At 64.8% G+C, this 18,785-nt stretch carries 15 protein-coding genes; 10 read left to right on the top strand and 5 right to left on the bottom strand.

Annotation, left to right across the window (positions count from 1 at the left end; all coding sequences use genetic code 11):
- Positions 1-163 precede the first annotated feature (163 nt).
- A complete protein-coding gene (locus tag FBZ93_RS00700) occupies positions 164-469 on the top strand; it encodes an ETC complex I subunit (RefSeq protein WP_074126096.1) in 306 nt (101 codons plus the stop codon).
- Positions 470-522: 53 nt separating this feature from the next.
- Here FBZ93_RS00700 and FBZ93_RS00695 read toward each other — a convergent pair whose 3' ends face one another.
- Together FBZ93_RS00695 and FBZ93_RS00690 are read right to left on the bottom strand one after the other, a co-directional pair.
- The gene (locus FBZ93_RS00695; protein ID WP_167528862.1) at positions 523-1,020 is read right to left on the bottom strand and encodes an Lrp/AsnC family transcriptional regulator; all 498 of its coding nucleotides are present in this window, start codon (positions 1,018-1,020) and stop codon (positions 523-525) included.
- Between the two features lie 2 nt (positions 1,021-1,022).
- A complete protein-coding gene (locus FBZ93_RS00690) occupies positions 1,023-1,676 on the bottom strand; it encodes a TetR/AcrR family transcriptional regulator (protein ID WP_146984086.1) in 654 nt (217 codons plus the stop codon).
- A gap of 193 nt (positions 1,677-1,869) precedes the next feature.
- On the opposite strand from FBZ93_RS00690, the gene FBZ93_RS00685 reads away from it, so the two are divergent.
- From FBZ93_RS00685 to FBZ93_RS00670, 4 genes are all read left to right on the top strand, one after another.
- Positions 1,870-3,042, top strand: coding sequence for an isovaleryl-CoA dehydrogenase (locus FBZ93_RS00685; protein WP_146984084.1), 1,173 nt, complete (start codon positions 1,870-1,872; stop codon positions 3,040-3,042).
- Between the two features lie 84 nt (positions 3,043-3,126).
- Entirely contained in the window at positions 3,127-4,731 is a 1,605-nt protein-coding gene (locus FBZ93_RS00680; RefSeq protein WP_050420343.1) for a carboxyl transferase domain-containing protein, read from the top strand.
- A gap of 2 nt (positions 4,732-4,733) precedes the next feature.
- A complete protein-coding gene (locus tag FBZ93_RS00675) occupies positions 4,734-6,743 on the top strand; it encodes an acetyl/propionyl/methylcrotonyl-CoA carboxylase subunit alpha (RefSeq protein WP_146984082.1) in 2,010 nt (669 codons plus the stop codon).
- A complete protein-coding gene (locus tag FBZ93_RS00670) occupies positions 6,740-7,648 on the top strand; it encodes a hydroxymethylglutaryl-CoA lyase (RefSeq protein ID WP_146984081.1) in 909 nt (302 codons plus the stop codon). The genes FBZ93_RS00675 and FBZ93_RS00670 overlap by 4 nt, the downstream gene beginning before the upstream one ends.
- Before the next feature lie 256 nt (positions 7,649-7,904).
- On the opposite strand, the gene FBZ93_RS00665 is transcribed toward FBZ93_RS00670, so the two are convergent.
- Positions 7,905-8,087, bottom strand: a complete 183-nt coding sequence (locus FBZ93_RS00665; RefSeq protein ID WP_146984079.1) for a hypothetical protein — start codon at positions 8,085-8,087, stop codon at positions 7,905-7,907.
- Between the two features lie 277 nt (positions 8,088-8,364).
- Between FBZ93_RS00665 and FBZ93_RS00660 the strand changes: the two genes are divergently transcribed.
- The 3 genes from FBZ93_RS00660 (at position 8,365) to FBZ93_RS00645 (ending at position 13,032) form a co-directional block, all read left to right on the top strand.
- On the top strand, positions 8,365-9,990 hold the full coding sequence (locus FBZ93_RS00660) for a sensor domain-containing diguanylate cyclase (RefSeq protein ID WP_146984077.1): 1,626 nt from the start codon (positions 8,365-8,367) through the stop codon (positions 9,988-9,990).
- 494 nt (positions 9,991-10,484) lie between these two features.
- The gene (gene ilvD, locus FBZ93_RS00650) at positions 10,485-12,209 is read left to right on the top strand and encodes a dihydroxy-acid dehydratase (protein WP_146984075.1); all 1,725 of its coding nucleotides are present in this window, start codon (positions 10,485-10,487) and stop codon (positions 12,207-12,209) included.
- Positions 12,196-13,032 carry a tetratricopeptide repeat protein gene (locus FBZ93_RS00645; protein WP_167528861.1) on the top strand — a complete coding sequence of 279 codons (837 nt, stop codon included), beginning with the start codon at positions 12,196-12,198 and terminating at the stop codon, positions 13,030-13,032. The genes ilvD and FBZ93_RS00645 overlap by 14 nt, the downstream gene beginning before the upstream one ends.
- A 49-nt stretch (positions 13,033-13,081) precedes the next feature.
- Here FBZ93_RS00645 and xth read toward each other — a convergent pair whose 3' ends face one another.
- Positions 13,082-13,879 (bottom strand): exodeoxyribonuclease III, encoded by a 798-nt coding sequence (gene xth, locus FBZ93_RS00640; protein ID WP_146984072.1) that lies wholly within the window; start codon positions 13,877-13,879, stop codon positions 13,082-13,084.
- A 43-nt stretch (positions 13,880-13,922) separates the two neighbouring features.
- A complete protein-coding gene (locus FBZ93_RS00635; RefSeq protein ID WP_146984071.1) occupies positions 13,923-14,348 on the bottom strand; it encodes a GNAT family N-acetyltransferase in 426 nt (141 codons plus the stop codon).
- 172 nt (positions 14,349-14,520) lie between these two features.
- On the opposite strand from FBZ93_RS00635, the gene FBZ93_RS00630 reads away from it, so the two are divergent.
- Positions 14,521-15,654: an efflux RND transporter periplasmic adaptor subunit gene (locus tag FBZ93_RS00630; RefSeq protein ID WP_146984069.1), complete on the top strand. Its 1,134-nt coding sequence runs from the start codon at positions 14,521-14,523 to the stop codon at positions 15,652-15,654.
- Between the two features lie 3 nt (positions 15,655-15,657).
- Positions 15,658-18,780, top strand: a complete 3,123-nt coding sequence (locus tag FBZ93_RS00625) for an efflux RND transporter permease subunit (protein WP_146984067.1) — start codon at positions 15,658-15,660, stop codon at positions 18,778-18,780.
- The last annotated feature ends 5 nt before the right edge of the window (positions 18,781-18,785 follow it).

Below are 18,785 nucleotides of genomic sequence, written 5' to 3'. Positions count from 1 at the left end.
GGCCAGATTGTCACAGCGCGGTAGAATGACTATACCGGTCCGGCGAAGGCGACCTCCGAGATCGAGGAATCACCGATCAGTTCGTTGAACGGTGTCTCTATACTATCCCGACGGTTTCCTTCAAATCGCTTCCATGTTGCACATCCCACGGGGCCGACCATCCATGACCGCACGCATTTTTAAGCCCGCCAAAAACGCGATGCAATCGGGACGTGCCAAGACCAAAGCGTGGCAGCTGGACTACGAGCCGGAGCAGCCGCGCACCGTGGAGCCCTTGATGGGCTGGACCTCGTCGACCGACATGAAGCAGCAGCTCACGCTGCACTTCGATACCAAGGAGGAGGCGGTGGCCTATTGCGAGCGCAAGGGCATCGCCTACCAGGTGATCGAGCCGAAGGATTCGGCGCACCGCCAGATCGCCTATGCGGACAATTTTGCGTTCCGCCGCTGGGAGCCGTGGACCCACTAGTCGGGCCCACTGACCGAACCGACTGGTTCGACCAACCCGGGCCGGCGATCAGATCAACCCGCCTGGTTTGGTGCGGCGAGGGCGCCCGGGATCGGCAGCGGCGCATCCTTGGAAACGCCGAGCACCGGAAAGCTTCTAATTTTACGCACGTTCGGCAGGCCGGCGAACTGCAGCAGCTGCTGGCGCATGTCGTCGACGCTGGGCGCGACGCATCTTAGCATGAAATCGGCATCGCCCGAGATCCGCCAGCATTGCAGGAAGCGCGGCACCGCCGCCACCGCGGCCTCGAATGCCTCGATTGCAACCAGGGTCTGGCTGTCGAGCTGGATCAGCACGAAGGTTGTCACCTCATAGCCTAGCAGCCGTTCGTCGAGCGTGGCGCGGATCGCCTGGACCACGCCGCGGCTGCGCAAGGCGCGGACCCTTCGCAGGCAGGGCGGGGCCGTGATGCCGACCCGCTCGGCGAGCTCGTTGATCCTGATCCGGCCATCGCGTTGCAACTCGGACAGGATCCGCAGATCGATGTCATCAAGCTGTGGGCGCTCTGTCACGGTCACGAACCCGCCACCGCGGTCCGCGGGCCCCTGCTGCCGTGGCTCGCCTGGCCCGCGGCGGCCTGCGGCGCAACGCCCGACAGCACCAGCTTCTCGTGCGCTGCGATGATGTCGTCGCGGGTCAGCCGGCCGCCGGGGCGGTACCAGGTGCACAGCCCGGTCAGCAGCGCCAGGATCGCGAAGGTCGCGACCTGGATGTCGACCACCTCGAACACGCCCTCCGACATCCCGTCGGTGAGGATCTGCGCCAGCCGCTGCTCATAGGCGCCGCGCAACGCCACCACGGCGTCATAGTTCTTGGCATCGAGGCTGCGCAGCTCGGAATTGGCGATGAAGACCTCGCGCTTGCGTGTCATGTGATAGGTGACGTGGAAGGCCACGAAGGCGCGCAGCCGCTCGACCGGATCGGCCTTGCCCTCCAGCGCCAGATCAAGCTCGCGCAGCAAATCGTTGATATGGTCCTGCACCAGATCGAACAGCAGGTCCTGCTTGGTTGAGATATGATTGTAGAGTGAGCCCGCCTGGATGCCGACCTCGGCGGCAAGCTGGCGCAAGCTCATCGCCTCGTAGCCGTGCTCGAAGATCAGACGCACGCCGGCCTTGCGGATCGCCTCCAGCGTCGTGGGGCCATGTGAGCCGATCGTGCGTGCCATCGGGGGCCTCGGAGGGATGTTGGCTTGCCAGAATACGGAGGAAACAAGCGAACGACCGTATGTTTATCGCATGAAACCCCAGTGAATTCAATGAACTGCGGATTTCGTGCAGCAACCTTAGCACAGTCGCTTGCGAAGCCAAGAAAAAAACGTATGATCGTTTAATTGCAGAATGAATCTCATGGGAGGGATCATGGCCTCGAACCAGGCGGCAATCTTCAATTTCGACCTTGGCGAGACCGCGGACGCGATCCGCGAGACGGTGCATGATTTCTCGGCCAACGAGATCGCACCGCGCGCCGCCGAGATCGATCGCTCCAACAGCTTTCCGCGCGACCTCTGGCCGAAGATCGGCGCGCTCGGCCTGCACGGCATCACGGTCGAGGAGGAGTATGGCGGCTCGGGCCTCGGCTATCTCGAGCACTGCGTCGCGGTCGAAGAGATCTCGCGGGCATCCGCCTCGGTCGGACTGGCCTACGGCGCGCATTCCAACCTCTGCGTCAACCAGATCCGCCGCAACGGCAACGAGGCGCAGAAGCGCAAATATCTGCCGAAGCTGATCTCCGGCGAGCATGTCGGCTCGCTGGCGATGTCGGAGCCCGGCGCCGGCTCGGATGTGGTCTCGATGAAGACCCGGGCTGATAAGAAGGGCGACCGCTACATCCTCAACGGCAACAAGATGTGGATCACCAACGGTCCGCACGCTGAGACGCTGGTGGTCTACGCCAAAACCGACGCGAACGCCGGCCCACGCGGGATGACCGCCTTCATCATCGAAAAGGGGATGAAGGGATTTTCCACCGCGCAGAAGCTCGACAAACTCGGTATGCGCGGCTCCGACACCTGCGAACTGGTGTTCGAGGATTGCGAGGTGCCGGAGGAGAACGTGCTGAGCGAGGTCGGCCGCGGCGTCAACGTGCTGATGTCTGGCCTCGACTATGAGCGCGCGGTGCTGGCGGCCGGTCCGATCGGCATCATGCAGGCCTGCATGGACGTCGTGCTGCCCTATGTCCATGAGCGCAAGCAGTTCGGCGAGCCGATCGGCTCGTTCCAGCTGGTGCAGGGCAAGATCGCCGACATGTACACCACGATGAACGCCTCGCGCGCCTATGTTTACGCGGTGGCGAAAGCCTGCGACCGCGGCGAGACCACGCGCGAGGACGCCGCCGGCGCGATCCTCTATGCCGCCGAGAAGGCCACCCAATGCGCGCTGGATGCGATCCAGCTGCTCGGCGGCAACGGCTACATCAACGACTACCCGACCGGCCGGCTGCTGCGCGACGCAAAGCTCTACGAGATCGGCGCCGGCACCAGCGAGATCCGCCGCATGCTGATCGGCCGCGAGCTGTTCGCCAAGACGGCCTGAGCTGCGCATCGGCTGTCGCGCCTTGGCGCGGCGGCCCGCATCCCCAAAATCCTGTCGGCTCCTCCAACGAAACGTGCAACACCGATGCCGCTTCATTCGACGATCGATCCCACATCTTCTGAATTCGCCCGCAACGCCGAGGTGATGCGGGGCTTGGTTGCGGAGCTCCGCGACAAGCTCAAGCATGTCGCCGGCGGCGGGGGCGAGACCTCGCGCAAGCGCCACACCTCGCGCGGCAAGATGCTGGCGCGTGACCGCGTCGATCTCCTGGTCGATCCCGGAACCGCGTTCCTCGAGCTGTCGCCGCTCGCCGCCAATGGCCTCTACGGCGGCGACGTGCATTCGGCGAGCGTCATCACCGGCGTCGGGCGCATCGCGGGCCGTGAATGCATCATCGTCGCCAACGATGCCACCATCAAGGGCGGCACCTATTACCCGATGACGGTGAAGAAGCATCTGCGCGCCCAGGACATCGCGCGGCAGAACAATCTGCCTTGCGTTTACATGGTGGATTCCGGCGGCGCCTTCCTGCCGTTGCAGGACGAGATCTTTCCCGACGAGCGGCACTTCGGCCGCATCTTCTACAACCAGGCGCAGATGTCGTCGCAGGGCATCCCGCAGATCGCGATCGTGATGGGCTCCTGCACCGCGGGCGGCGCCTATGTGCCGGCGATGTCCGACGAGAGCATCATCGTGCGCAATCAAGGCACCATCTTCCTCGGCGGCCCGCCGCTGGTGAAGGCGGCGACCGGCGAGGTCGTCACCGCCGAAGAGCTCGGCGGCGCCGATGTCCATTCGCGGCAGTCGGGCGTGACCGATCACTACGCGCAGAACGATGCTCATGCGATCGGGATCGCGCGCCGCATCGTCGGCACGCTGAAGCAGCCGGCGAAGGCACAGCTCAACATGCGCCCGCCGCAGGAGCCGTTGTTTCCCGCCGAGGAGATCTATGGCGTGGTCTCCGCCGACGGGCGCAAGCCGTTCGACGTGCACGACATCATTGCGCGGATCGTCGATGGCTCCGAGTTCGACGAGTTCAAGAAACTCTACGGCACCACGCTGATCTGCGGCTTCGCCCATATCTGGGGCTATCCGGTCGGCATCATCGCCAACAACGGCATCCTGTTCAGCGAGAGCTCGCTGAAGGGCGCGCATTTCATCGAGCTGTGCTGCCAGCGCGGCATTCCCCTGGTGTTCCTGCAGAACATCACCGGCTTCATGGTCGGCAAGAAATACGAGGCCGGTGGCATCGCGCGCGACGGCGCCAAGCTGGTGACGGCGGTTGCGACCGCCGGCGTGCCGAAATTCACCGTCGTGATCGGCGGCTCCTACGGCGCCGGCAATTACGGCATGTGCGGCCGCGCCTACAGCCCGCGCTTCCTCTGGCTGTGGCCGAACGCCCGCATCTCGGTGATGGGCGGCGAGCAGGCCTCGATGGTGCTGAGCCAGGTGCGGCGCGACGGCATCGAGGCCAAGGGCGAGAGCTGGTCGGCGGAGGAGGAAGACAAATTCCGCGAGCCGATCCGTGCGCAGTACGAGAAGCAGGGCAATCCGTATTACGCAACGGCGCGGCTCTGGGATGACGGCGTGATCGATCCTGCCGACACGCGTTTGGTGCTCGGGCTCGGCCTGTCGGCGGCCGCCAATGCGCCGATCGAGCCCACCAAGTTTGGCCTGTTCAGGATGTGATCATGGACCGCTCAAAACTCTACCGGCGTTTCCGCACGCTTCTGATCGCCAACCGCGGCGAGATCGCCTGCCGCGTCATCCGCTCGGCGCGCGCCATGGGGCTGCGCACCGTCGCGGTTTATTCCGAGGCCGACCGCGACGCGATGCATGTCGCGCTCGCCGACGAGGCCGTGTTGCTCGGTCCCGCGCGAGCGCGCGACAGCTATCTCAACATCGAGCGCGTGATCGCTGCGGCCAAGGAGACCGGCGCGGAGGCGGTGCATCCCGGCTACGGCTTCCTGTCCGAGAATGCCGAGTTCGCGCAGGCCTGCCTCGAGGCCGGTCTGGTGTTCGTCGGCCCGACCGCAGAGATGATGACCGCGATGGGCTCGAAGTCCGGCTCGAAGGCGCTGATGGAGAAGGCCGGCGTGCCGCTGGTGCCCGGCTATCACGGCGAAGCCCAGGATGAAGCGATCTTGGCCGAGGCCGCCAACCGGATCGGCTTCCCGGTGCTGGTGAAAGCGTCGGCCGGCGGTGGCGGCCGCGGCATGCGCGTGGTCAACTCGGCGGCTGAACTCGCGGCGGCGATCACCAGCGCCAAGCGCGAGGCCAAGGCGGCGTTCGGCGACGACCGCATGCTGATCGAGAAATACGTTCAGAACCCGCGCCACATCGAGGTGCAGATCATCGGCGACAGCCATGGCAATCTGCTCTCGCTGTGGGAGCGCGAATGCACGCTGCAACGGCGGCACCAGAAGGTGATCGAGGAGGCGCCGTCGCCGACGCTCAACGCCGCCCAGCGCGAGACGGTCTGCGAGGCCGCCCGCAAGGCGGCCGGCGCGGTCAACTATGTCGGTGCCGGCACCATCGAGTTCGTCTCCGACGGCAAGGACGTGTTCTTCATCGAGATGAACACCCGTTTGCAGGTCGAGCATCCCGTCACCGAACTGATCACCGGCGTCGATCTCGTGGAATGGCAGCTGCGCGTCGCGTTCGGCGAGGCGCTGCCGCTGAAGCAGAATGAGATCAAGCTGAACGGGCATGCCATCGAGGCGCGCGTCTACGCGGAAAATCCGCAGAAGAACTTCATGCCTTCAGTGGGCCGCATCAAGACCTGGCGGACGCCGCCGGACGGCGACGGCTTGCGCATCGATGCCGGCTATCGCAGCGGCGATAACGTCTCGCCATACTACGACGCGATGCTCGCCAAGGTGATCGCTTGGGCGCCGACGCGGGAAGGCGCGATCGAGAAGCTCAATCGCGGGCTGGAGCAGACCGACGTTCGCGGCATCGTCACCAACATCCCGTTCCTGTCGGCGCTGGTGACGCATCCAGCGACCCGTACCAATGCGATCGATACCGGCTTCATCGAGCGCGAGCTGAAGAACCTGACGGCCGGCACCGGCGCGGCCGGCGAGTTCGAACTCTGCGCGGCGGTGGCTGCGATCGTCAATGACGAGCGGAAGGCGGCGAGGCGCGAGGCGAATTCACCCTGGCAGGCGTTCGGCTGGATGCCGGTCGGCCGCCGCCAGCGGGTGTTCTCGTTGCGACAGGGCCATGAGCCGCCGCAAACCATCACGCTGCACTATGGCAACGGCCCATCGACGCTATCGATCGGCGGGCGCGAGCTCACCTTTGCGATCTCGTCGGCCGGCGAGGACGGCTTCGACCTGACGCTCAACGGCCTCAAGTCGCGCGTTGCATCTGTGATCGAGGGCCACGAGCTTTACCTGCGCACCCGCAACGGCCGCTTCGACCTGCATTGGGTCGATCCGTTTGGCGGCGAGAGCGAGGAGCAGGTCGGCGAAGACAAGATCGTCGCGCCCTTGCCGGGCACCGTGGTCGCACTGCTGGCCGAGGAGGGCGCGACGCTCGAGAAGGGTGCGCCGATCCTGACGCTCGAGGTGATGAAGATGGAGCAGACCCTGCGCGCGCCGTATGCCGGTGTCTTGAAGAAGCTGAAATGCAAGGTCGGCGATATCGTCGGCGAGGGCGTCGAGCTTGCCGAAGTCGAGCCGCAGGCCGCGTCATGACCGATCAGATCCGCATCGTCGAGATGGGGCCGCGCGACGGCCTGCAAAACGAGAAGACCCCGGTCAGCGTCGAGGCGCGTATCGTCTTCGTCGAGGCGCTGGTGGCCGCGGGGCTCAACACCGTCGAAGTCGGCGCCTTCGTCTCGCCGAAGGCGATCCCGCAGATGGCAAGCTCCGACCAGGTGCTGCGCGGCGTCGGCCATATCAAGGATGCCGAATTCCACGTGCTGGTACCGAACGAGAAGGGCTATGACGCCGCGCGTGCGGCCGGCGCCAAGGTGGTCTCGGTGTTCGCGGCGGCCTCCGAAGGTTTTTCGCGCGCCAACATCAACTGCTCGATCGCGGAATCGATCGAGCGCTTCAAGCCGGTGCTGGCGCGCGCCAAGGCCGATGGCGTCAAGGTGCGCGGCTATATCTCCTGCGTGCTGGGCTGCCCGTTTGACGGCGAGATCAAGCCGAAGGCGGTCGCCGACCTCGCGATGACGCTGTGGGATCTCGGCTGCTACGAAATCTCGCTCGGCGACACCATCGGTGTCGGCACGCCGCTCAAGGCCAGGGAGATGCTGCGTGCGGTCGGCGCCGAGCTTCCGGTGGCGAACCTTGCGATGCACTTCCACGACACCTATGGCCAGGCGTTGGCCAACCTCTATGCCGGCATGGAAGAGGGCGTCCGCGTCATCGATGCCGCCGCCGGCGGCCTCGGCGGCTGCCCCTATGCGCCCGGCGCCACCGGCAATGTCGCGACCGAGGATGTCGTCTACATGCTCGAGGGCATGGGCGTGAAAACCGGCGTGGACATGGACAGGCTGCTGGCGACGACGAACGAGGTCGCCACCTTGCTCGGCCGCCCGCCGGTGAGCCGCGTCACCTCAGCGCTGAACGCGAAGCGGAAGCGGCTTTCGTAGATTGTAGGGTGGGTATCGCTGCGTGCTACCCGCGAAGGGCTCGTTGGCTCCGCCGGTCGCGTTTGGACATATGCGCTGCGACGCCCAGATTCAAGGCGCACAAGTCGCGCCCCTGGCTTGCGTCGTCCGGGCTGCCGAAGCCGAGCGCTCACCCCATATGAGCACGGTGCGGTAGCGCCTCGCGCTATCGCCGCCCTCCTTGAGGGCGTTTCCTCCCTAGACTTGGGCCGCTTGTTGTTTCGAGCGGCCCTTTTTCTTACGCTGCCGCCGCGTCGATGGTCGCGATCATGGTCCTCATGTCGGTCGCCAGCTCGCGATAATGCCCGCCCAGCCGCTGATACAGTTCGCGGTTACTCCCATCCAGCGTCCTGCTCGCGATCAGCTCGCATTCGTTGGCGAGGGTTTCAAAACGTTCCAGCTTTGCTTGGAGAGCAGACATGGCGGGCGCTTCCCTGACTGTTACTGAGGGAGTTGCGACGCTACTCCTCCGATGGCGTCTAGCGCCACCATAATTATAGGGTCGAAGCAAATTCTTCCCGGCAGCGACCTTGACCGATATCGCTGCGTGGCGTGGCCGGATGGAACCCGTATTGCAGTGCAGCGCGCGCAGTCGTCGTCCCCGGTTCCCGATTCAAAATCCCCCGAAAGCGTTCATGGCTTGGTGACTCAAAGGTGCTGTGGTGAGGGGGCTCGCAATTGCTCCAGGTGGTCTTGCCATGTCCGGACAGGTGTCAGCTTCTCGCGGTCGAACATTCCTGGCCGGGAAGATCGTCTTCAACTTCGGTCGGTCCGCATTCGACTGCACCGTCCGGCAGCTCACCGACGCGGGTGCGACGGTCGAACTCGAAGCCACGATCGGCATTCCCGACCACGTCCAGCTGCTGCTTGTCGGCACCAACCAGGTGCGGCCGTGCAAACGGCTGTGGCAATCCGACCGGCAGCTCGGCCTTGCTTTTGAGGAGCAGCGGGCAAGTACGGCGGCGCCCGCGCCTGCAGTTCCTGCTGCTCCCACGCCGGCCGCAATTCCCGAGCGGCGCAGCGGCGATATCCTGCGCGGGCACATGCTGGCGCTGCGGGCGGCGCTCGATCAGATCCCGGTCGGCATCCTATTGCTGGACGCGGAGCTGAAAGCGCTGTTCATCAACCGCGCATTCCGGAACATGTGGCAGCTCCCCGACACGGTTGCCGACCGCAATCCCACCTTCACCGATCTGATGCATCACGGCTGTAAGATCATGGCTTATGAGCTGCCGGCCGAGCAGCTCCAAGCCTATGTTGCCGAGCGCGTCCGTCTTGTGAGCGTCGGGGACGCAAACCCGATCGATCTCAGGCGCAGCAACGGCGATGTGGTTCGGTGTCAGTGCACGCCGCTGCCCGACGGCGGACGGATGGTGAGCTACACGCCCGTGACCGACATCGTGCGCGCGTCCGACAAGCTGAAGGTGCTGACCGGTGCGCTCGAGAATGTTGAGGACGGCGTCGTGCTGCTCGATCGCGATCTCAATGCGATCTTCCTCAACCGGAGAATGCGGGAATTCTGGGAGGTGAGCGAGGAGGAGGTCGCGCGGCATCCGGCTTACGTCTCGCTGATCACGCGCAACCGCCGCGCGGTCCCGACCGGCGCGACGGCGGAGCAGATCAAAGCCTTTCCGGCGAAGCGGATCGCGGAGATCAAGGCCGGCGATCACAAGCGCGACGTGCAGACACCGGACGGCCGCAACATCAGGGTCCATTGCTCGACAATGGCAAACGGCGGCCGGATGCTGACCTTTGTCGACGTCACCGATCTCGTCCGCAATGCGCAACAGCTTGAGGTGCTCGCGACCACCGACCCGCTCACTGGCCTGTTCAATCGCAGGCACTTCCTGACGACGTTGGATGCAGAGTGGAGCCGGTTCCAGCGCTACTATCGTTCCGTATCCGTCCTGATGGTCGATATCGATCACTTCAAGAGCATCAATGACCGGTTCGGCCATGCTGTCGGCGACGAGGCGATCAAGGCCGTTGCCGAGATTTGCATTCGCGGCAAACGCAAGTCTGACGTTGTGGGCCGCGTCGGAGGCGAGGAGTTCGCCGTCCTGTTGCCAGAAACGACGTTGTCGCGCGCCCGCACTGTCGCCGAGCGCATTCGCAAGCGGGCGGAAGCGTTGACCTTGGGCGCGGATGATCGTCCGGTGTCGGTCACGGTGAGCATCGGCGTTGCCGAGGCCTTCACGAGCATGCCCGGGATAGAGGCCCTGATGAAGGCCGCCGATGCGGCGCTGTACCAGGCCAAGGAGCGCGGCCGAAATCGTGTCGAGTGCTGGGCGCCCCCAGTGCCACCGAAGCTGGCAGCGGAGTAGGCGAAACGTCACGCTTCCCTCAGACTCGTCATTCCGGGGCTCGCGAAGCGAGAGCCCGGAATCCATTTATCCATGGGTCGTGCGGCCCAATGGATTCCGGGCTCGCGCCAAGAGGCGCGCCCCGGAATGACGCGGGGAGAGGGCTGCGAAGCTGAATTCCATACTCATATGTCATCGCCCAGCTCGCAACTAGAGCGAACCTAGTTGCGAAACCGCAACTTCAAGACTGCTTTGTCAGGCACGTGTCAGGTTCCCATAAGGACTGGTAATACATGGTTGCGCGGCGGCCACGATTGTTGCGTTGTTGCAACGATGCCTGAACATTTAACCCTAAAACCAGCCCATCCGTAGTCGCGCCGCTTTTTAGCCACACCCTCACATGAAAGGATATTCACCTAGCTGAATAGCCAGCGCTCCGGCGTCGGGACATTTTTTCGGGTTCCGGCGTTGATGCAAGAAAGAGCGCAGGAAAAGAGCGTCGGAACAGGGTCGCGATGGACGTCAAGACGAACATCAAGAGCAGGCTGCCGAGCCGTCACGTGACGGAGGGGCCCCAGCGCGCGCCGCACCGTTCCTATCTCTACGCCATGGGGCTGACGACAGCCCAGATTCATCAACCCTTTGTCGGCGTTGCTTCATGTTGGAACGAAGCGGCCCCGTGCAACATTTCGCTGATGCGCCAGGCGCAGGCGGTGAAGAAGGGCGTGGCATCCGCCGGCGGCACGCCGCGCGAATTCTGCACCATCACCGTGACCGACGGCATCGCGATGGGCCATGACGGCATGCGCTCGTCGCTGCCGTCGCGTGAATGCATCGCCGATTCGGTCGAGCTCACCGTCCGCGGCCACGCCTATGACGCGCTGGTCGGGCTCGCCGGCTGCGACAAGTCGCTGCCGGGCATGATGATGGCGATGGTCCGGCTCAACGTGCCCTCGATCTTCATCTATGGCGGCTCGATCCTGCCCGGCAACTTCCGCGGGCAACCGGTTACCGTGCAGGACATGTTCGAGGCGGTCGGCAAGCACTCGGTCGGCGCCATGTCGGACGAGGACCTCGACGAGATCGAGCGGGTGGCGTGCCCGTCGGCCGGCGCCTGCGGCGCCCAGTTCACCGCCAACACCATGGCGACCGTCTCCGAGGCGATTGGCCTCGCGCTGCCGTACTCGGCCGGCGCGCCTGCGCCCTACGAGATACGCGACTCCTTCTGCGCCGCCGCCGGCGAGAAGGTGATGGAGCTGATCGAGAAAAACATCCGCCCCCGCGACATCGTCACCCGCGAAGCCCTTGAGAATGCTGCGGCAGTGGTTGCGGCCTCGGGCGGCTCGACCAATGCTGCGCTGCACCTGCCGGCGATCGCCCATGAGTGCGGCATTAAATTCAATTTGTTCGACGTTGCCGAAATCTTCAAAAAGACTCCTTACGTCGCGGATTTGAAGCCGGGCGGCCGTTATGTTGCCAAAGACATGTTTGAAGTAGGTGGCATTCCGCTGCTGATGAAGACGCTGCTCGACAATGGCCACCTGCACGGGAATTGCCTGACCGTCACTGGCCGAACGATCGCCGAAAACCTCAAAAGCGTGAAATGGAATCCGCACCAGGACGTGGTGCGGCCGGCCGACAAACCTATCACCGTGACAGGTGGCGTTGTCGGTCTGAAGGGTAATCTCGCTCCGGAGGGTGCGATCGTGAAGGTCGCGGGCATGTCGAACCTGAAGTTTACCGGTCCGGCCCGGTGCTTCGACCGCGAGGAAGACGCCTTCGAGGCGGTGCAGAAGCGCACCTACAAGGAAGGCGAAGTGATTGTGATCCGCTACGAGGGGCCGAAGGGCGGTCCCGGGATGCGGGAGATGCTGGCGACCACGGCGGCGCTGACCGGGCAAGGGATGGGGGGCAAGGTTGCCCTGATCACCGACGGCCGGTTCTCCGGTGCCACCCGTGGCTTCTGCATCGGACATATTGGACCTGAAGCGGCCGTCGGCGGGCCGATCGGGTTATTGCAGGACGGCGATATCATCGAGATCGATGCGGTCGCCGGCACACTTGACGTAAAATTGAGCGACGCCGAGCTCGCAAATCGTAAGACCAAATGGGCCCCTCGCGCGACTAACCACACATCTGGTGCGCTGTGGAAGTACGCCGAGCAAGTGGGGCCGGCGGTGGATGGCGCGGTCACCCATCCGGGTGGCGCGCACGAGAAACAGTGTTATGCGGACGTTTAAGCGTACGATTTTTGCGTTTGCGTTAGGGGCCATTCCGGTGGCGGGCCCTGGATTCGGATTCGACGGCGCCCCGGTCAGCCCCCAGGATACCGTTCTTCCGGTGGTTTCCCCGCAGCCGGGGACGGCCGCCGCGCTGAAGCGGGCCGCCAGCCCGGTCGCACCGACCGCGACCGCGCCGACCTCCTCGTTCAGCACGCTGCAGTATCAGGCCGAGGGCGGTCACCCGGTGGCGCAGTGGAAGCTCGGCAAGATGTACGCCGAGGGCGACGGCGTCATCCAGGACGACATGCGCGCCTTCGAGTATTTCAGCCGGATCGCCAATGCGCATGCCGAGGATTCCCCGTCGGCACCGCAAGCCTCGATCGTGGCCAACGCCTTCGTGGCGCTCGGCCGCTACTATCTGAGCGGCATTCCCAATTCCAAGGTGAAGGCGGACACCGAGCGGGCGCGGGAGATGTTCTCGTATGCGGCGTCCTATTTCGGCAACGCCGACGCCCAGTACGACCTTGCCCGGCTGTACCTGAAGACGCCGGACGCCTCGCGGGACGATTTCCGCTATGGCGCGCGCTGGCTCGGGCTCGCCGCGCAGAAGGGCCAGCATCAAGCGCAGGCGCTGCTTGGCCAGATGCTGTTCAACGGCGACCGGCTGCCGCCGCAGCGGGCGCGCGGCCTGATGTGGCTGACGCTCGCGCGTGACAGCGCAACGCCCGACGAGGCCTGGATCAAGGAAAGCTACAACCGGGCGATCGCCAAGGCGTCGGAAGACGACCGTGCGATGGCGCTGCAGATGCTCGAGCATTGGGTGCAGGGCCGCCGCGATTAGAGTCCGCCGCGACTGATATCGCCGGCGGCCTTCGGGGCTTGCTTGGGGCTCAGGCGGTCTCGAAATCGAGATCCGCCCACACCGGCACATGGTCGGACGGTTTCTCCCAGGCGCGCACATAACTGTCGATCCCGACATCGATCAGCCGGTCGCTGGCTTGCGGCGACATCAGCAGATGGTCGATGCGCAGGCCCCAGTTCTTCTGCCAGGCGCCGGCTTGGTAGTCCCAGAAAGTGTACTGGCCGGGCTCGTCATTGACCGCCCGCAGCGCATCGGTCAGGCCGAGGCCGAGCAGCGACTGGAAGGCTTCACGGGTCTGAGGCCGGAACAGGGCGTCGTCGACCCAGGCGGCCGGATTATAGACGTCGCGGGCCGCCGGGATGACATTGTAGTCGCCGGCCAGGATCAGCGGCTCTTCGGCCTTAAGCCGTTCCTTCGCGTACTCAAGAAGCCGCGACATCCATTTGAGCTTGTAGGGATATTTGTCGGTGTTCGCGGGGTTGCCGTTGGGCAGATAGAGACACGCGACCCGCACCACGCCCTGCTTCAGCGTGACGACGCCTTCGAGGAAGCGGGCATGGGCGTCCTCGTCGTCGCCGGCAAGGCCCGATTTGGTCTCGTCGAACGGCAACTTGGAGAGCAGCGCAACGCCGTTGAACGTCTTCTGGCCGTGGGTGACGACATTATACCCGAGCGCCTCGACCTCGAGCCGGGGAAACGCGTCGTCGACGCATTTGATCTCCTGCAGGCAGACGATGTCGGGAGAGCATTCCTTCAGCCAGCTGACCAGCAGTTCGATCCGTTGCCGGACCGAGTTGACGTTCCAGGTGGCGATGCGAACAGTCATCGGAAGTCCTCTATTTGACGCGGCGCGTTGGCAAGCGCTCCGCCTAGTCCAAGCGTTTCCGCATCTCGATGTGTGGGATGCCGGCTTCCTCGAACTCGTCGCCGCACCGTTCGAACCCGGCGCGCGCATAGAACGGCTCCGCGTGCGTCTGCGCGTTGAGGATCAGTTCGGGATAGCCGAGTTCGGCCGCCTTGGCCATCAGCGCGTCCAGCACCCGGGCGCCAACGCCCGTGCCGCGTGCCATTTTGAGCACGGCCATGCGGCCGATGTGGCCGTCGGGGAGCAGCCGGCCCGTCGCCACGGCGGTGCCGTCCTCGACAAAAGCCAGCGCGTGCCAGCTCGACGCGTCCATGTCGTCCCATTCCAGTTCGACCGGCACGCCCTGTTCTTCGACAAAGACATTGTAGCGGATGGCGCCGGCGCGTTCGCGGGCGTCTTCCCAGGTGCAGATCAGGACGGAGGTGGACATAAGGCAGCGATTCGCAGCGCCCGACGCGGCGCACTTTTTCACTTTGGTGGCATACCATGCGCAGCCCTGCTGTGCTAACCCTCTCCAGAAACAAGGCGTAACAATTGCCGACGGGGGGAGTTGCGAAGCGTCCCGGCCCTCAAGGGAAGCGGGCGGCGCACGTGCAAAACTTATGAAAAGACGCAATTTGGTTCTGACTGTCGCTGTTCTCGGCATTGCGGCCGGGGCGGCGTACATGACCCGCGCTTCATGGATGGGTGGCGGTGCCGCCACCGCGCAAGGGACCCCGCGGCCACGCGTCGTCTCGGTGGATCTCGCCAAGGCCGAACGCAAATCGGTTCCGGTTGACGTCGATGCGATCGGACAGGTCACGCCGATCTCCAGCGTGGCGCTGAAGTCGCGGCTGGAGACCACCATCGTCTCGGTCCATTTCGAGGACGGCGCCAGGGTCAATGAAGGCGACCTGCTGTTCATGCTCGACGCGCGGCAGATCGATGCCCAGATCGAGCAGGCCGAGGGCGTGCTGGCCCGCGACCAGGCCCAGCTCGAGGGCGCGCAGCGCGACCTCCGTCGCTACACCGAACTTGTCGGCAAGGGCGCGACCACCCAGGTCAATCTCGACAACGCCAAGACCCAGTCCGACGTCCTGATCGGCACCATCAAGGCCGACCAGTTCGCGCTGGAAAACCTCCGCGTCCAGAAGAGCTACACCGTGATCCGCGCGCCGTTCGCGGGGCGGATCAGCGCCGCCAACGTCAAGGTCGGCAATTTCGTGCGTCCCGCCGATACCCAGCCGCTTGCGGTCATCAACCAGATGGCGCCGGTCTACGTCACCTTCGCAATTCCGCAGCGTGCGCTGGTCGATCTGCGCGACGCCATGGGGAAGGGCGATTCAAAGGTGATCGCGACCATTCCCGGCCACCAGCGCTCCGAGAACGGCAAGGTCGCGATGGTCGAGAACGCCGTCGATGCGACCACAGGCATGGTGACGGTGCGTGGCATCATGAACAATGCCAGCGAGACGCTGTGGCCCGGCACCATCGTGCAGACCAAGCTGATCATCCGCAGCGAGGACGCGGTCGTGGTGCCGACGGTCGCGGTCCAGCGCAGCCAGAACGGCAATTTCGTCTTCGTCGTCAGGGACGGCGTCGCCAAGGTCCAGCCGGTCAAAGTCGATCGCACCTTCCAGGGCTCGTCGGTGATCTCCGACGGTCTGGCAGGCGATGAAAGTGTCGTCGTCGACGGCCAGTTGCTTCTCTCGGAAGGATCGCGGGTCGAGCTGCGGGCGCGCAAGGCCGGAGCCTGACCGATGACGCTCTCCGAGCTCTGCATCCGCCGCCCGGTCATGACGACGCTGATCACGGCGTCGATCATCGCATTCGGCGTGTTCGGCTTCCGCCTGCTGCCGGTCTCGGCGCTGCCCAAGGTCGACTTCCCGACCATCGCGGTCACCGCGACGCTTCCCGGCGCCAGCGCCGACACCATGGCCGCCTCAGTCGCCGGCATCATCGAGCGCCAGCTATCGACCATTGCCGGCATCTCATCGATGAACTCGAACTCCTCGCAGGGCACGAGCGTCATCACCATCCAGTTCGACCTCAACCGCAGCATCGATGCCGCCGCGCTTGACGTGCAGACGGCATTGACCATCGCGCAGCGCCGGCTGCCGATCGAGATGACGATCCCGCCGAGCTTCCGGAAAGTGAACCCGGCGGATTTCCCGGTGCTGTTCGTCTCGCTGGGATCGGCGACGCTGCCGCTGTCGGCGGTCAATGAATACGGCGACATCACGATCGGGCAGGCGCTGTCGCAGCTGCCGGGCGTCGCGCAGGTCCTGATCTACGGCGCGCAGAAATTCGCGATCCGGGTGCAGGCCGATCCGGAGGCGGCGGCCGCCCGCAGCGTTTCGATGGAGGACATCCGCGCCGCGGTGTCGCGCGCCAATTCCTCGACCCCGGTCGGCACGCTGAACGGTCCGAAGCAGGACGTCGCGCTGCAGGCCTCCGGCCAGATGGACAAGGCGGCCGACTACCGCCAGATCTACGTCGCCTGGCGCAACGGCTCGCCGGTCCGCCTCGACGACATCGCCAGGGTCTATGACAGCGTCGAGAACGACAAGATCGCGACCTGGATGAACGACGAGCGCGCGATCGTGCTCGCGATCCAGAAGCAGCCCGACGCCAACACCGTGGCCGTCGTCGACGCCGTCCTCGCAAAACTGCCGTCGCTCCGCGCCGCAATCCCGCCGTCGGTCACCATGCAGGTCATGATGGACCGCTCGATCTCGATCCGGCAGGCGGTCAGCGACGTCGAGGAGACCCTGCTGATCGCGATCGCGCTCGTGATCCTCGTGATCTTCCTGTTCCTGCGCTCGGCGTCGGCGACCTTCATCCCGGCGCTGGCGGTGCCGATCTCGCTGTTCGGCACTTGTGCTGCGATGTACGCGCTGGATTACTCGATCAACAACATGACGCTGCTGGCGCTGACGCTCTCGGTGGGCTTCGTGGTCGATGATGCCATCGTCATGCTGGAGAACATCGTCCGCCATATCGAGCACGGCATGAAGCCGTTCGAGGCGGCGCTGAAGGGCGCCCGCGAGATCGGCTTCACCATCATCTCGATCACCTTCTCGCTGATCGCCGTGTTCATCCCGGTGCTGCTGATGGGCGGCATCGTCGGCCGCGTGTTCCGGGAATTCGCAGTCACGATCTCGGTCGCGATCATCGTCTCCGGCTTCGTGTCGCTGACCTTGACGCCGATGCTGTGCGCCCGCGTGCTGCGCGCGCATGATGCGGCCAAGCGGCCGAACATCGTGCTGCGGGCGTTCGAGGCGATGTTCGAGGCCTGGCTGCGCGCCTATGAATGGGCGCTGGACTGGGTGCTGGCCAAGAAGGCGCTGATGCTGGTGGTGACGCTGGCGACGCTCGGCGGCACCATCTACCTCTACATGATCGTGCCGAAGGGCTTCTTCCCGCAAGAGGACACCGGCTTCCTGATCGGCGTGACGGAGGCCGCGACCGACACCTCGTTCGAGGCGATGAAGGTGCGTCAGCAGGCGCTGGTCGAGGTGCTGCGGACCGATCCGGCGATCGAGTACATCAATTCCACGGTCGGCTCCGGTGGTCCGAATCCGACCGCGAATTACGGCCGGCTGTTCATCGCGCTGAAGCCACAGAAGATGCGCGACAGCGCCGCCGTCGTGGTCGGTCGTCTCCGCCAGAAGGCCCGCGAGATCCCGGGCATGCAGGCGTTCTTCCAGAGCATCCAGAACCTCAACATCGGCGGCCGCATCTCCAAGAGCCAGTATCAGTATGTGATGCAGAGCGGCGATACCGAGGCGCTGTACCGGCTGGCGCCTGAGATGCGGGACAAGATCGAGAAGATCGCAGGGCTCCTCGACGTCACCACCGACCTCTACATCAAGAACCCGCAGATGACGGTCGACATCGACCGCGAGAAGGCGGCGGTCTACGGCGTCACCGTCGATCAGGTCCGCAACCAGCTCTACAACGCCTACGGCGCGCGGCAGGTCGGCACCATCTACATGCCGTCGAATGACTACCAGATCATCCTGGAAGTGCAGCCGCAGTTCCGGGTCGATCCGTCCGATCTGTCAAAACTCTATATGAAGACCGCGAACGGCCAGACCATTCCGCTGGATGCGGTGGCGCGGCTGGTGCCGACGGTCGGGCCGCTGCAGATCAATCACCAGGGCCAGCAGCCGGCGGTGACGATCTCGTTCAATCTCGCGCCCGGCAATTCGCTCGGCTACGCGGTCGACAAGATCACCGAGCTCGAGCAGACCGCCAACCTGCCGCCGACGATTGCGACGGGTTTCTCCGGCACCGCGCAGGTGTTCCAGGATTCGCTGCGCGGGCAGGGCGTCCTGATCCTCGCCGCGGTGTTCGCAGCCTTCGTGATCCTCGGCATTCTCTACGAGAGCTTCATCCACCCGATCACGATCATCTCGGGCCTGCCGTCGGCCGGTATCGGCGCGATCCTGACGTTGATGTTGTTCGGGATGGAGCTGTCCGTCATCGCGATGATCGGCATCGTGATGCTGGTCGGCATCGTCAAGAAGAACGCGATCATGATGGTCGACTTCGCGCTGGAGCGGCGCCGCGTCGGCCTTAGCGCCGAGCACGCGATCCGCGAGGCGGCGCTGCTGCGCTTCCGTCCGATCATGATGACGACGTTCGCGGCGATCTTCGGTACGCTGCCGATCGCGCTCGGCGCGGGCGCCGGCGCCGAGCTGCGTCAGCCGCTCGGCGTCGCCGTGGTCGGCGGCCTCTGCGTCTCGCAATTGCTGACGCTGTTCATCACGCCCGTGATCTACATCTATCTCGACCGCATCGACCGCAGGCTGCGCCGCAAGCTCGATCCGCAGGCGGACGGCGATGCCGAGCGTCCGCAGGCGGTCGCGGCGGAGTAGCGCCG

Origin of the sequence: Bradyrhizobium macuxiense (assembly GCF_007993935.1) — a bacterium.
Classification (GTDB): domain Bacteria; phylum Pseudomonadota; class Alphaproteobacteria; order Rhizobiales; family Xanthobacteraceae; genus Bradyrhizobium; species Bradyrhizobium macuxiense_A.
Note: the sequence above shows the minus strand (reverse complement) of the source record. Positions and strands in the feature narration are given on the sequence as shown.

Excerpts from the sequence above, each read along its gene's own strand:
- FBZ93_RS00670 (WP_146984081.1), top strand. The coding sequence starts at position 6,740 with ATGACCGATCAGATCCGCATCGTCGAGATGGGGCCGCGCGACGGCCTG.
- FBZ93_RS00675 (WP_146984082.1), top strand. The coding sequence starts at position 4,734 with ATGGACCGCTCAAAACTCTACCGGCGTTTCCGCACGCTTCTGATCGCC.
- FBZ93_RS00685 (WP_146984084.1), top strand. The coding sequence starts at position 1,870 with ATGGCCTCGAACCAGGCGGCAATCTTCAATTTCGACCTTGGCGAGACC.
- ilvD (WP_146984075.1), top strand. The coding sequence starts at position 10,485 with ATGGACGTCAAGACGAACATCAAGAGCAGGCTGCCGAGCCGTCACGTG.
- FBZ93_RS00700 (WP_074126096.1), top strand. The coding sequence starts at position 164 with ATGACCGCACGCATTTTTAAGCCCGCCAAAAACGCGATGCAATCGGGA.
- FBZ93_RS00660 (WP_146984077.1), top strand. The coding sequence starts at position 8,365 with ATGTCCGGACAGGTGTCAGCTTCTCGCGGTCGAACATTCCTGGCCGGG.
- FBZ93_RS00635 (WP_146984071.1), bottom strand. The coding sequence starts at position 14,348 with ATGTCCACCTCCGTCCTGATCTGCACCTGGGAAGACGCCCGCGAACGC.
- FBZ93_RS00645 (WP_167528861.1), top strand. The coding sequence starts at position 12,196 with ATGCGGACGTTTAAGCGTACGATTTTTGCGTTTGCGTTAGGGGCCATT.
- FBZ93_RS00665 (WP_146984079.1), bottom strand. The coding sequence starts at position 8,087 with ATGTCTGCTCTCCAAGCAAAGCTGGAACGTTTTGAAACCCTCGCCAAC.
- xth (WP_146984072.1), bottom strand. The coding sequence starts at position 13,879 with ATGACTGTTCGCATCGCCACCTGGAACGTCAACTCGGTCCGGCAACGG.
- FBZ93_RS00630 (WP_146984069.1), top strand. The coding sequence starts at position 14,521 with ATGAAAAGACGCAATTTGGTTCTGACTGTCGCTGTTCTCGGCATTGCG.
- FBZ93_RS00690 (WP_146984086.1), bottom strand. The coding sequence starts at position 1,676 with ATGGCACGCACGATCGGCTCACATGGCCCCACGACGCTGGAGGCGATC.
- FBZ93_RS00680 (WP_050420343.1), top strand. The coding sequence starts at position 3,127 with ATGCCGCTTCATTCGACGATCGATCCCACATCTTCTGAATTCGCCCGC.
- FBZ93_RS00625 (WP_146984067.1), top strand. The coding sequence starts at position 15,658 with ATGACGCTCTCCGAGCTCTGCATCCGCCGCCCGGTCATGACGACGCTG.